Origin of the sequence: Klebsiella sp. I138, from assembly GCF_051131765.1 — a bacterium.
Lineage (GTDB): Bacteria > Pseudomonadota > Gammaproteobacteria > Enterobacterales > Enterobacteriaceae > Klebsiella.
This window is the reverse complement of sequence record NZ_CP180447.1, coordinates 529,876-544,936: the sequence shown is the minus strand read 5'-3', so window position 1 is coordinate 544,936 and position 15,061 is coordinate 529,876. Positions and strand designations below refer to the sequence as shown.

Here is a 15,061-nt window from a genome sequence, read left to right as displayed (position 1 = left end):
TGTGATTGTCAGATGTGCAGCAAAAGTTAATTATCGCCAGGAATCGCACAGTTCAGGGAAAGACTTATGGAATGGTGGGTAAAAAAAGTACAATCATCTAAGAAATCCGGGCATCACTATGCGGTCTTACAAAGCGCTCATTTATTGATTATTGCCGAAATCACCCTTCAGCGCTGCGGAATACAGTGCGGTGATAAACTCACGCCGCAGGCAAATGCCCTGTATTGCCTGAATGACGATCCGGCAAAAACGTTAAAAGTGATAAAAGCGGCGCAATTCAGCGGCGAACGCTGGGCGGAAATTGCCAAATCTGAGTCATGAATCAGCGCCAGCCCCTTTAGCAACAATATTTAATTCAATCACTTTCACCGCTCAGCGGATGAAATTCCCCTTCGCTCTTTTCCGTCTGTGACATACTATCAAGCATGTCAGCAGACCTGAATAAAGGAGCGAAGATGAACCACAAGGCCGCCAGTCTGACCCCGGAACAAGCACTGAATCAGCTTGAATTGCAGTACGAACGTTCGGTCAATGCATTACGTAAAGCCATCGGCGAATATATCAGCCACAGCGTTCTCCCGGATGACGACGTCCGTGCTAACGGCTTGTTTGTCTATCCGCAGCTCTCCGTTTCATGGGACGGTGCGGACCATAAAGCGTTAAAAACCCGGGCCTGGGGCCGCTTCACCCATGCCGGTTGCTACACCACCACCATTACCAATCCGAAACTGTTTCGTGCCTACCTGCTGGAACAGCTAACGTCGCTGTATCAGGATTACGGCGCGCATATTAGCGTCGGACTGTCGCAGCATGAAATCCCTTATCCTTATGTCATCGACGGTTCTGCATTAACCCTCGATCGCTCAATGAGCGCGGGCCTGACTCGCCATTTCCCGACAACCGAGCTGTCGCAAATTGGTGATGAAACCGCAGACGGGTTATTCCATCCCACCGAGCACCACCCGCTTTCCCATTTTGACGCCCGCCGTGTCGATTTCTCGCTTGCACGCCTGCGGCACTATACCGGGACACCGGTCGATCATTTTCAACCGTACGTTCTGTTTACCAACTACACCCGTTACGTTGATGAGTTCGTCAGTTGGGGTTGCAGTCAGATCCTCGATCCTGACAGCCCCTATATTGCGCTTTCTTGCGCCGGTGGGATCTGGATAACGGCCGATACGGAAGCCCCCGAGCAGGCCGTGTCCGATCTGGCATGGAAAAAGCATCAGATGCCCGCCTGGCACCTGATAACCAAAGATGGCCAGGGGATTACGTTAATTAATATCGGCGTCGGCCCGGCAAATGCCAAAAACATCTGCGACCATCTGGCGGTGTTGCGCCCGGACGTCTGGCTGATGATTGGCCACTGCGGCGGCCTGCGTGAAAGCCAGACCATCGGCGACTACGTGCTGGCCCATGCATATTTGCGTGACGACCATGTGCTGGATGCGGTACTGCCGCCGGATATCCCGATCCCCAGCATTGCCGAAGTACAGCGCGCGCTGTACGACGCCACCAAACAGATCAGCGGGATGCCGGGTGAGGAAGTCAAGCAGCGCCTGCGTACCGGCACGGTCGTCACCACCGACGATCGCAACTGGGAGCTGCGTTATTCCGCTTCCGCACTGCGTTTTAACCTCAGCCGCGCCGTGGCCATCGATATGGAGAGCGCGACCATTGCGGCCCAGGGCTACCGTTTCCGCGTCCCGTACGGCACACTGCTGTGCGTCTCTGATAAACCACTGCACGGTGAAATTAAGCTGCCGGGCCAGGCCAACCGCTTTTATGAAGGGGCTATCTCCGAGCATCTGCAGATAGGTATTAAGGCCATCGATTTGCTGCGCGCAGAAGGTGACCATATGCACTCACGCAAGCTGCGAACCTTTAACGAACCGCCGTTCCGCTAACGCGCTTTTCGCCCCCTTTGCGCGAGGAAACTCGCGCAAAGGGTCAGGCATTTTCAGCACATTGTGACAGCAAAAGAAAAGCAAAAAGCCCGCTTAAGTTTCCTTAAGCGGGCTTCTTAAATATGGCTCCTCTGACTGGACTCGAACCAGTGACATACGGATTAACAGTCCGCCGTTCTACCGACTGAACTACAGAGGAATCGTGTGAACGGGGCGAATATTAACGGCGCCGCCTGGCCTTGTCAAAGGCTGTTTCGCACAATTTAAATCGTTTGCCGATTTATTCTCCACTTTGGGCAAAAAGTACCGTTTCGCCTGAAAAGTGGTTATGTTTCGTCCACTTGAACCTTGCTTCTCGGATATTTCCATAGCCAGCGCCCACTGACCATTCGGCCATAGAACAGTACCCCGCGTACCGCCCAGTCGAGTACCATCCCCAGCCAGACGCCGATCACCCCCATACCCAGCACAATGCCCAGAGTGTAACCCGCGACCACGCGGCAGCCCCACATCCCCAGCATCGATACCCACATGGTATAGCGCACATCACGCGCCCCCTTGAAGGCACAAGGCAGGATCCACGAGGTCGCCCAGATAGGCATAAAGAAGGCGTTCAGCCACAGCAGCTCTTTGACCACCACTTTGACGTCTTCTTCGCTGGTGTAAAACGATGCAATAAGATTGGCAAACGGCGCCGTGCCCCACGCAATGACCGTCAGGACTATCGTCGACAGCCAGAATACATGCCATGCCTGACGTTCCGCCTGGCCTATTTGCCCTTTCCCCAGCCGTTTCCCGGTAATAATGGTGGAGGCGGAACCCAGCGCATTCCCCGGCAGGTTAATCAACGAGGCGACGGAAAAGGCGATAAAGTTACCGGCAATGACGTTGGTCCCCATGCCCGCAACAAACATCTGTGTCAGCAGCTTACCGCCATTGAACAGAACCGATTCAATACTCGCCGGGATGCCAATGCCCATCACTTCCCAGATAATCGCCAGATTAAACGGCTGAAAATAGCTCTTCAGCGAGATGCGCAGCGCCGGGTTAAAGCCAATTGCCAGCACCCAGACTATCGCCACGGCACCAATATAGCGGGCGATTGTCAGCCCAAGACCGGCCCCAACGAAACCCAGACCCGGCCAGGAAAAAATGCCGTAAATCAGGATACTGCTGATGATGATATTGAGGATGTTCATCCCGCCATTGATCAACAGCGGAATTTTGGTGTTGCCTGCTCCGCGCAGCGCCCCACTGCCGATGAGCGCGATGGCAGCAGCCGGGTAGCTCAACACCGTCAGCTCCAGGTAGGTCAGCGCCATCTCCTTCACCGGCGCCGAGGCCTCACCGGCGACAAAATTAATGATCTCACTACCGAATGCATGGATAACCACCGCCAGCAGGATGGAGAACAGCGTCATAATGGCCAGCGATTGTCTCGCCGCCGCCCTCGCCCGCCGCCGGTCGCGTTTGCCGAGGCTAAAGGCCACGACCACCGTGGTACCGAGATCGATGGCGGCAAAGAACGACATGATCACCATGTTAAAACTGTCGGCCAGACCCACGCCAGCCATCGCCTCTTTTCCTAACCAGCTGACCAGGAACGTACTCAGGACGCCCATCAGTAAAACGCAGGTGTTCTCAAGGAAAATAGGTATGGCAAGGGGGCTGATTTCACGCCAGTAAAGTACACGATAACTTTTACGCTTTTTGAACCAGGTGGTGCGTCCAAAGACCTGGCTTACTGCGGAGGTGACGTTCAAAGGAGACCTTAGTGAGCAAAGTTGAAACTACATTTCAAATAATGATAGAGAATGGCGCATCCTGCAAAACATTTTTCCTTAATAATTGTCGGTAATAGCAACAAATTGTTGATGGATGCGGCAATTGACCGTTTCGGCACAAATTGATGTTTGACAAAAATTTTTTCGCCGCTAAGATACGACCCCACAGCGATTCCTCTGTAGTTCAGTCGGTAGAACGGCGGACTGTTAATCCGTATGTCACTGGTTCGAGTCCAGTCAGAGGAGCCATACATAGAAAAGCCCGCTCAGGGAAACCCGAGCGGGCTTTTTGTTTGTGCACACGAGGAAAGCCTGGCCCGGCTTACCGGCGGATATCCGTGCTTCAGGCTTTCCGTATTCTCCCCGGGGCGCCTGCCCCGAGGCATCTGTCTGCAAGGCCTTTCTGAAAGCTCCAATAAAGCGGCCCGCTAGCGCCCGCTATTTATCTCTGCTGACCTACCAGCCGCAGACGTTGGTCTCTTCATCCGATTCATAACCGCGCACGATATTAATCAGATCTTTTACCGCATCGGCAGCCACGCCCGGCGCCTGCAGCTCGCTCAAAGAGGCAAACTCCTTATCCACCGATACGCCATTATTATTATTGGTCACCGACAGAATGAAACCCTTCCCCTGCGCATTGTCAGACGACAGCGGCACCACAAGCTCCGCCAGCGCCTGCTCAGCCATGGCGGGAATATAGAGCGCCATCGGCTTCAAATAGACTTTCTCTTGCCTGTCATTATTGTTGCCATTCGCCACGGCCAATGAATAACCTCTGTTATCGCTGTTCATACGTGCGTCCTTATCCCTCAATCAGAATGCGAGGATCGACATAGAAATCCACATTGAAGACGGTATCCTCGGTCAATGCTTCAATTCTGTGCCATTTCTCCGGCGGAAATACGCCAAACTGTCCGGCTTCAATCGTCAGCGTTTCTACCGCTTCCGGGCTCGTCTCATCGGCATAGCCGTAATAGCGGATCGCCCCCTGCATCACCGCCAGACGGGGATACACACCCTGCCGCGTTCCGGCATCAAGATGTCGCTGCCAGATTGATGCCGGCGCCGTCTCTTTGGTCCACAGCGGCGTGGTTCGGGTGTGTACATAGTGGGTGGGAATAATCATTCGCTGCATGATTCGGCCTCGCTTTCCGCCCTGTTCCGGGCGGTCGGAAACGGTGAAATATGTTGCATATGATATACCCCTTTTAATCACTCAGGGGATTATTTTTTAACATGCTGAGCCCCTACCTCTATTTATACTCAATAAGGGTTAGTATTATTTAAATATAAGAATGGCCGGATCTGGTTTTTCAGATCCGTAATAAGAAAGGAGGGAGTATGATTTATTTTGCCGGCGTGTTCAGGGGCCCGGGTTTACCTATCAGATAGCCCTGAACCAGATCGCAACCTAATTGTTGCAGAGACTGTAACTGTTCTTCGGTTTCGACGCCTTCGGCGACGATACGCATATGTAAACTTTTCCCCATGCTGATGATCAGGCGCACAATATCAAGATCGTCTTTCTGTACTGGGATATTAATCACGAATGAGCGATCGATTTTTATCTTATCAAACGGGAAATAACTCAGGCGCGACAATGACGAGTAGCCGGTACCAAAATCATCAATAGAAATCTGAATGCCAAGTTCGCGCAGCTGGCTGAGGATCTCTAAGGAGCGGGTGTTTTCATTGAACACATCCGACTCGGTAATTTCCAGATCCAGACGATGCGGATCGAGTCCCGTTTTTTTCAATACGGACACAATCACATCGGTCAATGAGCTGTTAATCAGCTGAATGGGCGAGACATTCACGGAAACCTTAAGCGGCGATGACCAGCGCGCAGCCTCTTCGCAGGCGGTACTCAGCACCCACTCGCCGAGGGCGTTTATCATGCCGGTTTTCTCGGCAACTGGAATAAAGGTGCTCGGCGGAACCACGCCACGAACCGGATGGAACCAGCGAACCAGCGCTTCGTAACCGTAGATTTCACCGCTGACTGTATCGGCTATCGGCTGGTAATAAACCCGGAATTCGCCATTACCGAGCGCCTGCAGCAGATCGTCCTCAAAAGATTTGTTTTCCTGTAACCGTTGCAGCATGCCGGGCCGGAAGACTTTAACGGTACCCGCCCCCTCTTTTTTCGCCTCATACAGCGCAAGATCGGCACATTTATATAAATAGTCGGTACGCGTTTCGCGATCGGAGAGCACGAGGCCGATACAGGCATCGATGTTGATCATCGAGTCATAGATTTGATACGGCTGAATAATTTTTTCACGGATCACCATCGCCCGTTCCAGCGCCATTTCTTCGCTCAGGTCATAAGAGATAAGCGCAAACTCATCGCCTCCCAGGCGGTAGAGCGTTTCCGCCGTTTTACGGAAAAATGACAGCCGGCTTGCCAGCTCCTGCAACAGCTTGTCGCCGGAATCGTGGCCAAGCGTATCGTTTACATCTTTAAAATTATCCAGGTCGAAAAGCATCACCACGGCACAGCCATGGTAAGGCCTGACCTGATTGACAATTTCCTGCAGCTTTTGCCAGAAGGAGAGTCGGTTAGGCATTCCGGTCAGTGAGTCATGATAGGCATCGTACTGCAAGCGGCGGTTTTGTACCTGCAGCTTCTCTTTTGAGAGCTGCAGATCGTCGGCCAGCAGCTTCATGCGCACGTGGGCGCGCCGCAGATTGTTATTCTGCCGCAGCATCAGCAGTCCCAACGTGATACAGGTTGTAATCAAAAGGACGGAAATAATTGAGTAGATGTAATACAGATTCTGAATTTTATCGTGAGTCTGATTAACAACATCGATCCCCTGCACCAGCGAGGTAGAGGCAATCGACGTCATTGGACCGTCAAGCTCACTCATTTTGCCTAACACCTGCTTGATCTGTGCAGGCGTCATCGTATCCAGCTCTTTGTCGAGCTGGCGCAAAATACTGATCAAACTATCGACGGTGGCCTGGCGCCAGGCATCTTTATGAATAAAACTGCCCAGATCGCCCTGCTGTAGCAGTTCAATCTGGCTCAGCATGATATCCAGGCGCAGGCGTACCTGATCGCGGTCGGTGCTTTCCACGCCAAGCGCGAACGCACCTAAACTCGACTCCAGCCGCATATACTCGGAAACCATCTGGGAGACTGACCAGGAGTCCGTATAGCGGGTTAATTTCTGTAACTCACTTTGCCGCTCATGCACCAGATACGTAATGTATCCGGTGATGATGAACAGCGACAAAATAATTGCAGTAAGTATTCGATTCAAGATCAAACCCTTACTCTATGATAATTTTTGAAACTTGCCATGCCGAACGGGAATAATAAATCTGGTTCTGCAGTTCAGGGAGACTGTCGTACGGATAAACAATAAATAAAGGCCCTTTATCGCGGATGTGCATATATTCGCCGTTCATTTTTAGCGCCAGGATAACAGGGAACTTGTGAAAGTCATCGAGCGGGACCGTCGTCGTATAGTCGTTCAGGGCAATGACCTTGGCCGTCTTTCCCTTGGCGCCCACTAAATCCATGAGTTTGCTGAGGGAAATGCCATCGAAGCGCACTTTTCCTGAGTACCAGGGAGTGGTAGTGACGATAGTTTCCATCCCCAGTTTCTCTAATGCTGCCAGGTCAAACACTGCGGTATCGCCTGCATTTGTATTTCCAATCAAGCCGGAAATGGTTAAAACGGGCTTCCCCGTAGGGGCTGGCAGTTTTTCTGCAAAAGCATTAGGCAAAACCATAACACAAAATAAAACTGCGAAAAGTAGACGCATTTAGCTCACCATTCCGGAATTGGAGATAACTTAATTGTAAACCATTAGGGTCAATTCTTAAAAGATGTCAGCAGCGGGTTATGAGGTTCTCGATTAAAAATATTTTCTCATTTCAGAACACTCTGACACCATGTTTACACCTGGAGATAAAAAGCACATTTTTTGCGATTAAGGCAGCACTTTCTGTAAAAATCTTTTCTCTCATTCGGGGGCGCGGTAGTCTCTCTACTGACGCCGCTAAGACTGCGTCTCATTCCAATAATGACAAACTTTGCAAAGACAGGACAGGTATGGACTCAACGCTTATTTCCCCCCGCCCCGGCAAGGAGACTTGTTCACTCAACCGTGCCAAAAGAGCGGCCTGGGGCAGCTTTGCCGGTGCCGTGGTGGACTGGTACGATTTTTTACTTTACGGCATTACTGCCGCCCTGGTTTTTAACCGGGAATTTTTCCCGCAGATTAGCCCGGCCATGGGTACGCTTGCTGCCTTTGCCACCTTCGGCGTCGGCTTTCTGTTTCGTCCCTTAGGCGGCATTATCTTCGGCCATTTTGGCGACCGTCTCGGACGTAAACGGATGCTGATGATGACCGTCTGGATGATGGGGATTGCAACCGCCTGCATCGGCGTACTCCCTTCATTTAATCAAATCGGCTGGTGGGCCCCCGTTTTACTGGTCACCCTGCGCGCCATTCAGGGTTTCGCCGTTGGCGGAGAATGGGGCGGCGCGGCGCTGCTGGCAGTAGAAAGCGCGCCTAAGAATAAAAAAGCCTTCTACAGCAGCGGTGTCCAGGTGGGTTACGGCGTTGGCCTGCTGCTTTCCACCGGTCTGGTCTCGCTGATCAGTGCAAACACCACCAACGAGCAGTTTCTCAGCTGGGGCTGGCGCCTGCCATTTTTGTTCAGCGTGGTGCTGGTGCTGGCCGCACTGTGGATCCGCAACGGTATGACCGAATCAGCTGAATTTGAAAATCAGCAGCAGGATACGCACCAGACGACGGCCAAAAAACGCCTGCCGGTCGTTGAAGCCTTGTTCCGTCATCCCGGCGCCTTTTTAATGATTATTGCCCTGCGCCTGTGCGAGCTGCTGACTATGTATATAGTCACCGCCTTCGCCTTGAATTACTCAACGCAGAATCTCGGGCTACCGCGTGAATTATTCCTCAACATTGGCCTGCTGGTCGGCGGGATCAGCTGCCTGACGATCCCTTGTTTCGCCTGGCTTGCCGACCGCTTTGGCCGTCGACGGATTTACATTACCGGTGCGCTAATCGGCACGCTCAGCGCCTTCCCGTTTTTTATGGCGCTGGAAAGCCAGTCGTACTTCTGGATCCTCTTTTTCGCCCTGATGCTGGCCAATATCGCCCATGATATGGTGGTTTGTGTCCAGCAACCGATGTTCACCGAAATGTTTGGTGCCAGCTATCGTTACAGCGGAGCCGGCGTCGGGTATCAGGTCGCCAGCGTCATCGGCGGCGGATTTACGCCCTTTATTGCCGCGGCATTGGTGACCTTCTCCGGTGGCTCATGGCACAGCGTAGCGATTTACCTGACCGTCGGCTGCTTGCTCTCCGCCATCACCGCCATGTTGATGAAAAAGAACCCTCATGCCTGAATGCGTGACGGACGGCGGGGAACCGCCGTCCAGATGGAGACCTTATGATTCCGGACAACCGCCCGGCCTGTTGGCCAGCACAGTTTCAATCCCAGTCGCTCCCGCTACTCTATTGCCCTGACCCGACGCTTGCTGAACAACCGCTGTTTGAGCAAGCCCGCCGTGGTGAAGCCGTTGCCCGCCTCTGGCAGGCTCCGCAGGGACTGGTAGTGCCCGGCAGCTATCGCAAATTTAGTGAACTCAGCGACGTCAGCGCCCTTTTTTCCCGCCGCGGCTGGCCGGTGTGGATCCGACGCTCCGGCGGCGGACTGGTTCCGCAGGGACCCGGAATTATCAATCTCAGCCTCGCCTGGCCGGTTACCCAGCCGCTGGGAGATGCGGCGGAACCGATCTATCTTCAGCTTTGCGGGCTGCTTCAGCGCACGCTGGCAACCTTTGGCATCGGGAGTCATTATCAGGCGGTGACGGGGTCGTTCTGCGACGGGCGCTACAACCTGGCCTGCGGCGAGAGCGACCACGCCCGCAAGATTGTCGGTACCGCCCAGTACTGGCGCTCTCTGGCCGATGGGCAGGGACACGTGGTCCTCGCCCATGCGGTGATCTTGCTGGACACCAATCTGATCGCCGCGCATCAGGCAGCGAATGATTTCGAGGCCCACCTCAACAGTGGCCGGGTTTATCGTGCAGATAAAACCGTAACCCTGGCGCAGCTTCTGCCCGGCGAAACGGATTTACTTCCCCGCTTTCGCCAGGCACTGGCAGAACAGCTGGCGCATCTCAGCTAAAGGTGAGCTTCAAATAGCGGCTGAAGGTTTCAAGCGCGCGCGACACGCGCGGCGCGTAGGGCCGGATGACATACAGATGCGGCGCGAAGACCTCGACCGGCCGCCAGCCTGGAAGCAGCTCCTGCACAAGCCCACGGCCAATGGCCTCCCGGGCACTGAAATCGGGCAGCAGCGCAATCCCCAGGCCCGCCAGCACCGCATCGCGGAGCGACTCACTGTTGTTGGTGGCGAAAGGGCCATGCACCTTAACGCTCACCCGTTCAGCCGGTTGTTCGCAGGACTCAAACGTCCACAGTGGGCTTTGCGGCCCGCGCGGATAGGTCAGACACTGATGATGGCGCAACGCCTCCGGGGATTCCGGGCGGCCGAAACGGCGGATATATTCCGCTGATGCCACGATGAGCGTCGCCGTGCTGCACAGCGGCCAGGCCACGTGAGTCTCCGGTAATGCTTCGCGGCGGCAGTGGCGAATCGCCAGGTCAAACCCCTCACTGGCCAGGGATACCAGCCGGTCGGTGACCTCCAGCTGTAATTGAAGCTGAGGATGCTGATGCAGAAATGGCGTTATTGCCGGTACCAGCAGTTGACGGGAAAATGCAACCGGTGCCGTCACCCGTAACGTTCCCCGCAGCGGTCCCCCCTCATCGCAGGTTCCGGCAAAGATGTCACGGAGCTGCCCGAAAGGTTCATTCAGATCCGCCACCAGCCGCAGGCCATCCTCGCTGAGCGTGACGTTACGGGTCGTGCGATGCACCAGCGTTTTGCCGGTGATTCGCTCCAGTTCGCTGATTTTCTGACTGATCGCCGACTTACTGACCGCCAGCTTTTCCGCCGCGCGGGTATAACTCTTTTGCTCTTCCAGCACCGTCAGCCAGTACAAATGTGTCCAGTAACTCTCCGGGCGAATCTCGCTCATGTTGATTGTTCACCTGTATAAACAATGAGTTCAACTATAGCGGTTTTTGCTCATCAGGACATGGGATAGCATCGTGGAAGTCAGCTTATTCACCCTGTAAGGAGTACCTGCCATGCCGTTACTGATATTTGATGTGATTGAAGGGCGTAGCGAGCGCGAACTTAACGTCCTGCTGGATGCCGCACATCGCGCGGTTATTCATGCGTTTAAGGTGCCGGATCGCGATCGTTACCAGATTGTTCACGAAAACAAAGCTCACCATATGGTGATCGAGGATACCGGACTGGGATTAACGCGGAGCAAAAACCTGGTGGTCGTGCGAGTCTACACCAGCCCGCGTAGCGAAGAACAAAAGCAGCATTTCTATGCCGCCCTCCTCGCTGAACTACAGGAACATTGCGGGTTAAGTGCTGACGACCTGATGATTTCCATGATCGGTAACCAGAAAGGCGACTGGAGTTTTGGCCGCGGCGTCGCCCAGTATTTGACCGGGGAGCTGTAATCTCCCCCGCCTCGCGCCGTTATGTTTTCGGCGCGGCGGCTATCCTCATCCGCGCTTTGTGTTCGATATTTTCCAGCAGCTCCTGAACATCATCCTCATCAATATCAAGGAACTGGCCGTCGAGTAACGCGGCATGGATATCTTCGCGGGTCACCGGAATACCCAGCGGCACGACTTTGGGTTTGACCTCTTCCGCTGCCAAAGAGTGGGGATAGCGGCGTCCGACCAGATTGTTGAAGATGATCGCCAGCAGCGCCAGCATCGCTGAATTCAGCAAAACCGGCGTCAGCACAAAATGGTATCCCGCGCTGTGGACGCCCGCACCACCGAGGATCGCCGTCAGTGCAACGGCGCCGCCTGGCGGGTGCAGACAGCGGAGGAAATACATGGCCGCAATCGCCAGCCCAGCCGCCAGACCACAGGCCAGGGCAAGATGGGGCACCCACATTCCGACGGAGACACCGATCAGCGCCGAAACCACGTTGCCTCCCACTATTGACCACGGCTGCGCCAGGGGACTACTCGGCACACCAAACAGCAGCACCGCGGAGGCGCCCATCGGGGCGATAAACCACAGGTTCATCTCACCCAGCAGCCAGTGGCTGAACAGGCTGGTGATGGCCAGTCCCGTACCGGCACCAATCGAGCCAAGAAAAATATGTTTTCGGGCAACCGGCAGAGCGTGCGGCTTTAATCGCCCAAGAAAAATGCGCACCCGCGAAAACATCACGGTCGGTAAAACGCTTAACATCGAACGGCTCACTTACATCATAGGAATAACTTATATTTCATTTTCATTTTTTAACTATATTTTAACAACCCTATCTTTCCAGGGGCTACTTCCCCCTGAATTTAGCGGCAGGCCGCCGTTATGCGATTCCCCTACACTGCGTTAGAATCATTTCCCCATCGGGGCTAAACCCACTCTACGGATTGAAGGTCACAATACAGTGAATAATAAGACAAATTTAGAGAACGACGTGGCATGGGCCAGCCAGAATATGCCGCGTACGTTGCGCCAGGTCGCCGCCCTCCCCGATCTCAGCCATGTCCGTCTGGCCTGCTGCATGCATCTGGATATGAAAATGATCCCGCTGGTGCAGGGCATTCTGGAGAAAGGGGCGGAAGTCTTTCTGACCACCTGTAACCCCACTACCGTTCAGGATGAGGTTGTCTCCTGGCTAGTGGCGCGCGGTGCGCAAGCGTGCGCCTGGCGCGACATGAGCGATGCTGACTGGCAGCAGTCATGGGAAAAAGCCATCGCATGGGGTCCCACCCATCTGTGTGAAATGGGGGCTGATATCACCACCCTGCTCCACCAGCGCGGTGAATTTGGCAATATTGTCGCCGGGCTGGAAGCAACCGGCTCCGGCGTCAGCCGCCTCGGCGATATTCGTCCCGGCTACCCTATTTTTAACTGGGATGATCTGCCGGTTAAAGAAGGATTGCATAACCGTCATATGGTAGGGCTCACCGCCTGGCACACCTTCTTCCAGACAACCCATCTGACTCTGCATGAGAAAAAAGTGCTGGTGATTGGTTACGGTCTGGTGGGTCAAGGCGTGGCTGCCGCAGCGAAAGCCTTTGGTGGCCAGGTGATGGTGGCAGAAATCGATCCCGCCCGTCGCCTGCAGGCCGCCTATGATGGCTGGCACGTTGTCGACTTGCAGGATGCCATCGCCTCAGCAGACGTTGTCGCAACGGCAACCGGCGCGAAGAAAGTGGTCAACAGCGCGGCGCTGGATAAGGCGAAGGATGGCGTATTTATTCTCAACGTAGGCCACGTCGCGGAAGAGATCGACTGCGGCTATCTGCGCCAGTTCAGCCATCAGGAAGTGATGCCGTATATTAATGCCTACCGGATGGGTGATAAAACCGTTTACCTGATGGCCAACGGCTCAATGCTGAACCTGACCGCGGGATTTGGCGATAGCCTGAACGCCTTTGACGTGACCCTGGCGGTGATGGCCAGCGGGATTCATCACATCGTGACGGACGGGATGAGCGCAGAAGCAAATGTCTATCTGCTGCCGCAAAGCGTGTGGCAAAAGGCGCTGTAAACCGGCACAGACTCAGGGCGACGACGGTCGCCCTGAATCCGGATTAGTGGCTGTCCGGCAGCACAATATTACTCTCTGCCAGCGTCCCCATCTCGTTAAATACCGTACACGCCGCCTGTACCAGATGCATCGCCAGCGCTGCACCGCTGCCCTCACCCAGTCGCATATCCATATCCAGATAGGGTTTTAGCTGGAGATGTTCCAGCGCAATACGCGCCCCTTTCTCCGCCGACAGATGCGAGGGGATCAGGTAGGGGTGCACGCCTGGGGCGAGGCGACAGGCCGCCAGCGCTGACGCATAGGAAAGGAAGCCGTCCAGCACAACCGGGAGTCCGCAGGAGGCGGCACCCAGCATCACGCCGGTCATGCCTACTAAATCAAACCCACCCACCTTCGCCAGCACGTCCAGCCCATCTTCGGCCTGGGGCTGGTTGACAGCAATCGCCCGGCGGACGACGTCTGCTTTATGTCCCAGTTGCGCAACCGGCAGGTTTGCGCCGATACCGACAACATCCTGCGCATCGCTCCCGGTGAGCACGCTAACCACCGCTGCCGCCGGCGTGGTGTTTGCCATCCCCAGTTCGCCAACGCCGAAGACGCGTACGCCCTGCGCCGCCAGTTCACGCGTATAGCGAATGCTGGCCAGCAGCAGTGCCGTTGCCTGTTCCCGGCTCATAGCCGCCGTTTGGGCAATATTACCGCTGCCGCGCGCGACGCTCATATCCACCAGTCCGGGGATCGGATCCGCGTCGATACCGGCATCAACCACATGAACCTGCGCCCCAGCCTGGGCCGCCAGCACGCAAACGCCGGTGTTTTTGCGAGTCATATTAACCGCCTGAATCGCCGTGACGACCTGCGGTGAGATAGCCACCCTTTCATGCCAGACGCCATGATCGGCGCACATCACCACAATGACTTTTTTCGTCAGCTGTAGCTGCCCCTGCAATCCCGGCATCCCGGCCAGCTGGACCGCCAGCGCCTCCAGCCGTCCCAGACTGCCCGGCGGTTTTAGCAAACCGTCCAGATGTTGTTGCGCCTGAGCCATCGCCGCACGATCCGGCTGCGGAATGTCGGCGATGAAAGCCGAAAGATTGTCCATCATGTTCCTCGTAGCACTTTCAGGTGATTTGCCGTAGCCCGTCGTGAGCGCCGTCGCGCGCAGAAGCTGGCGTGACGCAGCGGTTCCCGCAGGGAGAAGGAGATAAATCAGAAGGGGATAATTCCCGACGGCGAGAGCCGCCGCCGGGCAGGTACGATGCGATTACTCTTCGACCTTCGCTTCGCCCATGACTTTCAGCTTTTTGGAAATGTCGCGACGTTCTTTGGACAGTTCGGCATTTTTGATGATGTAGTCATCAACGCGATCTTCGTAATCGCTTTTCATGCTGGCGATAATACCCTGAATAGCTTCAACGCTCATGCCAGGCTTGATGTAATCACTGAGGTTGTCCAGCAGCAGTACGCGCTTCTGGTTATCACGGATCTTTTTCTCAACGTCCTGAATTTCACGCTGCAATTTGTTCTTACGACGATACAGACGAACAAACTCCAGTACGTCCTGGAAAGAAGGCTTAGTTGTTTCCATTTTTACACCCCTAATATTTGAGATTCGGATTCGCTAAAGCGACTGCTATATAGGGCTAACATAACTGTTAGCAGCCGCTGATGACAATGTTTTTTCCTTGACGTTTATCATAACCCTAAACGC

16 protein-coding genes and 2 tRNA genes are annotated in these 15,061 nt (G+C 54.6%); 7 read left to right on the top strand and 11 right to left on the bottom strand.

The window, feature by feature from the left end; genetic code table 11:
- The first annotated feature begins 66 nt into the window (after positions 1-66).
- On the top strand, positions 67-321 hold the full coding sequence (locus tag ACMYSK_RS02425; protein ID WP_434639951.1) for a histidine kinase: 255 nt from the start codon (positions 67-69) through the stop codon (positions 319-321).
- A gap of 134 nt (positions 322-455) precedes the next feature.
- Positions 456-1,910, top strand: a complete 1,455-nt coding sequence (locus ACMYSK_RS02420; RefSeq protein ID WP_434639949.1) for an AMP nucleosidase — start codon at positions 456-458, stop codon at positions 1,908-1,910.
- Between the two features lie 123 nt (positions 1,911-2,033).
- Here ACMYSK_RS02420 and ACMYSK_RS02415 read toward each other — a convergent pair.
- The 3 genes from ACMYSK_RS02415 to ACMYSK_RS02405 all read right to left on the bottom strand — a co-directional run bounded on the left by ACMYSK_RS02415 (position 2,034) and on the right by ACMYSK_RS02405 (position 3,813).
- Positions 2,034-2,109 (bottom strand) — tRNA-Asn (locus tag ACMYSK_RS02415).
- Between the two features lie 127 nt (positions 2,110-2,236).
- Positions 2,237-3,673 (bottom strand): EmmdR/YeeO family multidrug/toxin efflux MATE transporter, encoded by a 1,437-nt coding sequence (locus ACMYSK_RS02410; protein ID WP_434639947.1) that lies wholly within the window; start codon positions 3,671-3,673, stop codon positions 2,237-2,239.
- Positions 3,674-3,681: 8 nt separating this feature from the next.
- Positions 3,682-3,813 (bottom strand): hypothetical protein, encoded by a 132-nt coding sequence (locus ACMYSK_RS02405; protein ID WP_434643781.1) that lies wholly within the window; start codon positions 3,811-3,813, stop codon positions 3,682-3,684.
- 54 nt (positions 3,814-3,867) lie between these two features.
- Here ACMYSK_RS02405 and ACMYSK_RS02400 point away from each other — a divergent pair.
- Positions 3,868-3,943 (top strand) — tRNA-Asn (locus ACMYSK_RS02400).
- Positions 3,944-4,150: 207 nt separating this feature from the next.
- Here ACMYSK_RS02400 and ACMYSK_RS02395 read toward each other — a convergent pair.
- From ACMYSK_RS02395 to ACMYSK_RS02380, 4 genes are all read right to left on the bottom strand, one after another.
- On the bottom strand, positions 4,151-4,489 hold the full coding sequence (locus ACMYSK_RS02395; RefSeq protein WP_434639946.1) for a DUF1869 domain-containing protein: 339 nt from the start codon (positions 4,487-4,489) through the stop codon (positions 4,151-4,153).
- Positions 4,490-4,499: 10 nt separating this feature from the next.
- On the bottom strand, positions 4,500-4,832 hold the full coding sequence (locus tag ACMYSK_RS02390; protein ID WP_434639944.1) for a DUF1971 domain-containing protein: 333 nt from the start codon (positions 4,830-4,832) through the stop codon (positions 4,500-4,502).
- A gap of 211 nt (positions 4,833-5,043) precedes the next feature.
- Positions 5,044-6,966: a putative bifunctional diguanylate cyclase/phosphodiesterase gene (locus ACMYSK_RS02385; protein WP_434639942.1), complete on the bottom strand. Its 1,923-nt coding sequence runs from the start codon at positions 6,964-6,966 to the stop codon at positions 5,044-5,046.
- A 10-nt stretch (positions 6,967-6,976) separates the two neighbouring features.
- Positions 6,977-7,474: a molybdopterin-dependent oxidoreductase gene (locus ACMYSK_RS02380; RefSeq protein WP_434639940.1), complete on the bottom strand. Its 498-nt coding sequence runs from the start codon at positions 7,472-7,474 to the stop codon at positions 6,977-6,979.
- 290 nt (positions 7,475-7,764) lie between these two features.
- On the opposite strand from ACMYSK_RS02380, the gene shiA reads away from it, so the two are divergent.
- Both shiA and ACMYSK_RS02370 read left to right on the top strand, forming a co-directional pair.
- Positions 7,765-9,087, top strand: coding sequence for a shikimate transporter (shiA, locus tag ACMYSK_RS02375; RefSeq protein ID WP_434639938.1), 1,323 nt, complete (start codon positions 7,765-7,767; stop codon positions 9,085-9,087).
- Between the two features lie 44 nt (positions 9,088-9,131).
- Positions 9,132-9,872, top strand: coding sequence for a lipoyl protein ligase domain-containing protein (locus ACMYSK_RS02370; RefSeq protein ID WP_434639936.1), 741 nt, complete (start codon positions 9,132-9,134; stop codon positions 9,870-9,872).
- On the opposite strand, the gene ACMYSK_RS02365 is transcribed toward ACMYSK_RS02370, so the two are convergent.
- Complete coding sequence (locus ACMYSK_RS02365; RefSeq protein ID WP_434639934.1) at positions 9,865-10,788, bottom strand: LysR family transcriptional regulator; 924 nt, start codon at positions 10,786-10,788, stop codon at positions 9,865-9,867. The genes ACMYSK_RS02370 and ACMYSK_RS02365 overlap by 8 nt on opposite strands.
- Positions 10,789-10,900: 112 nt before the next feature.
- Here ACMYSK_RS02365 and ACMYSK_RS02360 point away from each other — a divergent pair, with 112 nt between their 5' ends.
- A complete protein-coding gene (locus ACMYSK_RS02360; RefSeq protein WP_434639932.1) occupies positions 10,901-11,290 on the top strand; it encodes a tautomerase family protein in 390 nt (129 codons plus the stop codon).
- A 19-nt stretch (positions 11,291-11,309) separates the two neighbouring features.
- Here the strand turns inward: ACMYSK_RS02360 and ACMYSK_RS02355 are convergent, their stop codons facing one another.
- The gene (locus ACMYSK_RS02355; protein ID WP_434639930.1) at positions 11,310-12,041 is read right to left on the bottom strand and encodes an HPP family protein; all 732 of its coding nucleotides are present in this window, start codon (positions 12,039-12,041) and stop codon (positions 11,310-11,312) included.
- 250 nt (positions 12,042-12,291) lie between these two features.
- On the opposite strand from ACMYSK_RS02355, the gene ACMYSK_RS02350 reads away from it, so the two are divergent.
- The gene (locus tag ACMYSK_RS02350; RefSeq protein ID WP_434643778.1) at positions 12,292-13,350 is read left to right on the top strand and encodes an adenosylhomocysteinase; all 1,059 of its coding nucleotides are present in this window, start codon (positions 12,292-12,294) and stop codon (positions 13,348-13,350) included.
- A 43-nt stretch (positions 13,351-13,393) separates the two neighbouring features.
- Here ACMYSK_RS02350 and cobT read toward each other — a convergent pair whose 3' ends face one another.
- Positions 13,394-14,452, bottom strand: coding sequence for a nicotinate-nucleotide--dimethylbenzimidazole phosphoribosyltransferase (gene cobT / locus ACMYSK_RS02345; protein WP_434643775.1), 1,059 nt, complete (start codon positions 14,450-14,452; stop codon positions 13,394-13,396).
- A gap of 162 nt (positions 14,453-14,614) precedes the next feature.
- On the bottom strand, positions 14,615-14,938 hold the full coding sequence (locus tag ACMYSK_RS02340; protein WP_004864499.1) for a DUF496 family protein: 324 nt from the start codon (positions 14,936-14,938) through the stop codon (positions 14,615-14,617).
- Between the last annotated feature and the right edge of the window lie 123 nt (positions 14,939-15,061).

Coding starts and splice junctions, on each gene's coding strand:
- ACMYSK_RS02365 (WP_434639934.1), bottom strand. CDS start 10,788: ATGAGCGAGATTCGCCCGGAGAGTTACTGGACACATTTGTACTGGCTG.
- ACMYSK_RS02395 (WP_434639946.1), bottom strand. CDS start 4,489: ATGAACAGCGATAACAGAGGTTATTCATTGGCCGTGGCGAATGGCAAC.
- ACMYSK_RS02420 (WP_434639949.1), top strand. CDS start 456: ATGAACCACAAGGCCGCCAGTCTGACCCCGGAACAAGCACTGAATCAG.
- ACMYSK_RS02370 (WP_434639936.1), top strand. CDS start 9,132: ATGATTCCGGACAACCGCCCGGCCTGTTGGCCAGCACAGTTTCAATCC.
- ACMYSK_RS02355 (WP_434639930.1), bottom strand. CDS start 12,041: ATGTTAAGCGTTTTACCGACCGTGATGTTTTCGCGGGTGCGCATTTTT.
- ACMYSK_RS02350 (WP_434643778.1), top strand. CDS start 12,292: ATGCCGCGTACGTTGCGCCAGGTCGCCGCCCTCCCCGATCTCAGCCAT.
- ACMYSK_RS02425 (WP_434639951.1), top strand. CDS start 67: ATGGAATGGTGGGTAAAAAAAGTACAATCATCTAAGAAATCCGGGCAT.
- ACMYSK_RS02390 (WP_434639944.1), bottom strand. CDS start 4,832: ATGCAGCGAATGATTATTCCCACCCACTATGTACACACCCGAACCACG.
- cobT (WP_434643775.1), bottom strand. CDS start 14,452: ATGGACAATCTTTCGGCTTTCATCGCCGACATTCCGCAGCCGGATCGT.
- shiA (WP_434639938.1), top strand. CDS start 7,765: ATGGACTCAACGCTTATTTCCCCCCGCCCCGGCAAGGAGACTTGTTCA.
- ACMYSK_RS02380 (WP_434639940.1), bottom strand. CDS start 7,474: ATGCGTCTACTTTTCGCAGTTTTATTTTGTGTTATGGTTTTGCCTAAT.
- ACMYSK_RS02340 (WP_004864499.1), bottom strand. CDS start 14,938: ATGGAAACAACTAAGCCTTCTTTCCAGGACGTACTGGAGTTTGTTCGT.
- ACMYSK_RS02360 (WP_434639932.1), top strand. CDS start 10,901: ATGCCGTTACTGATATTTGATGTGATTGAAGGGCGTAGCGAGCGCGAA.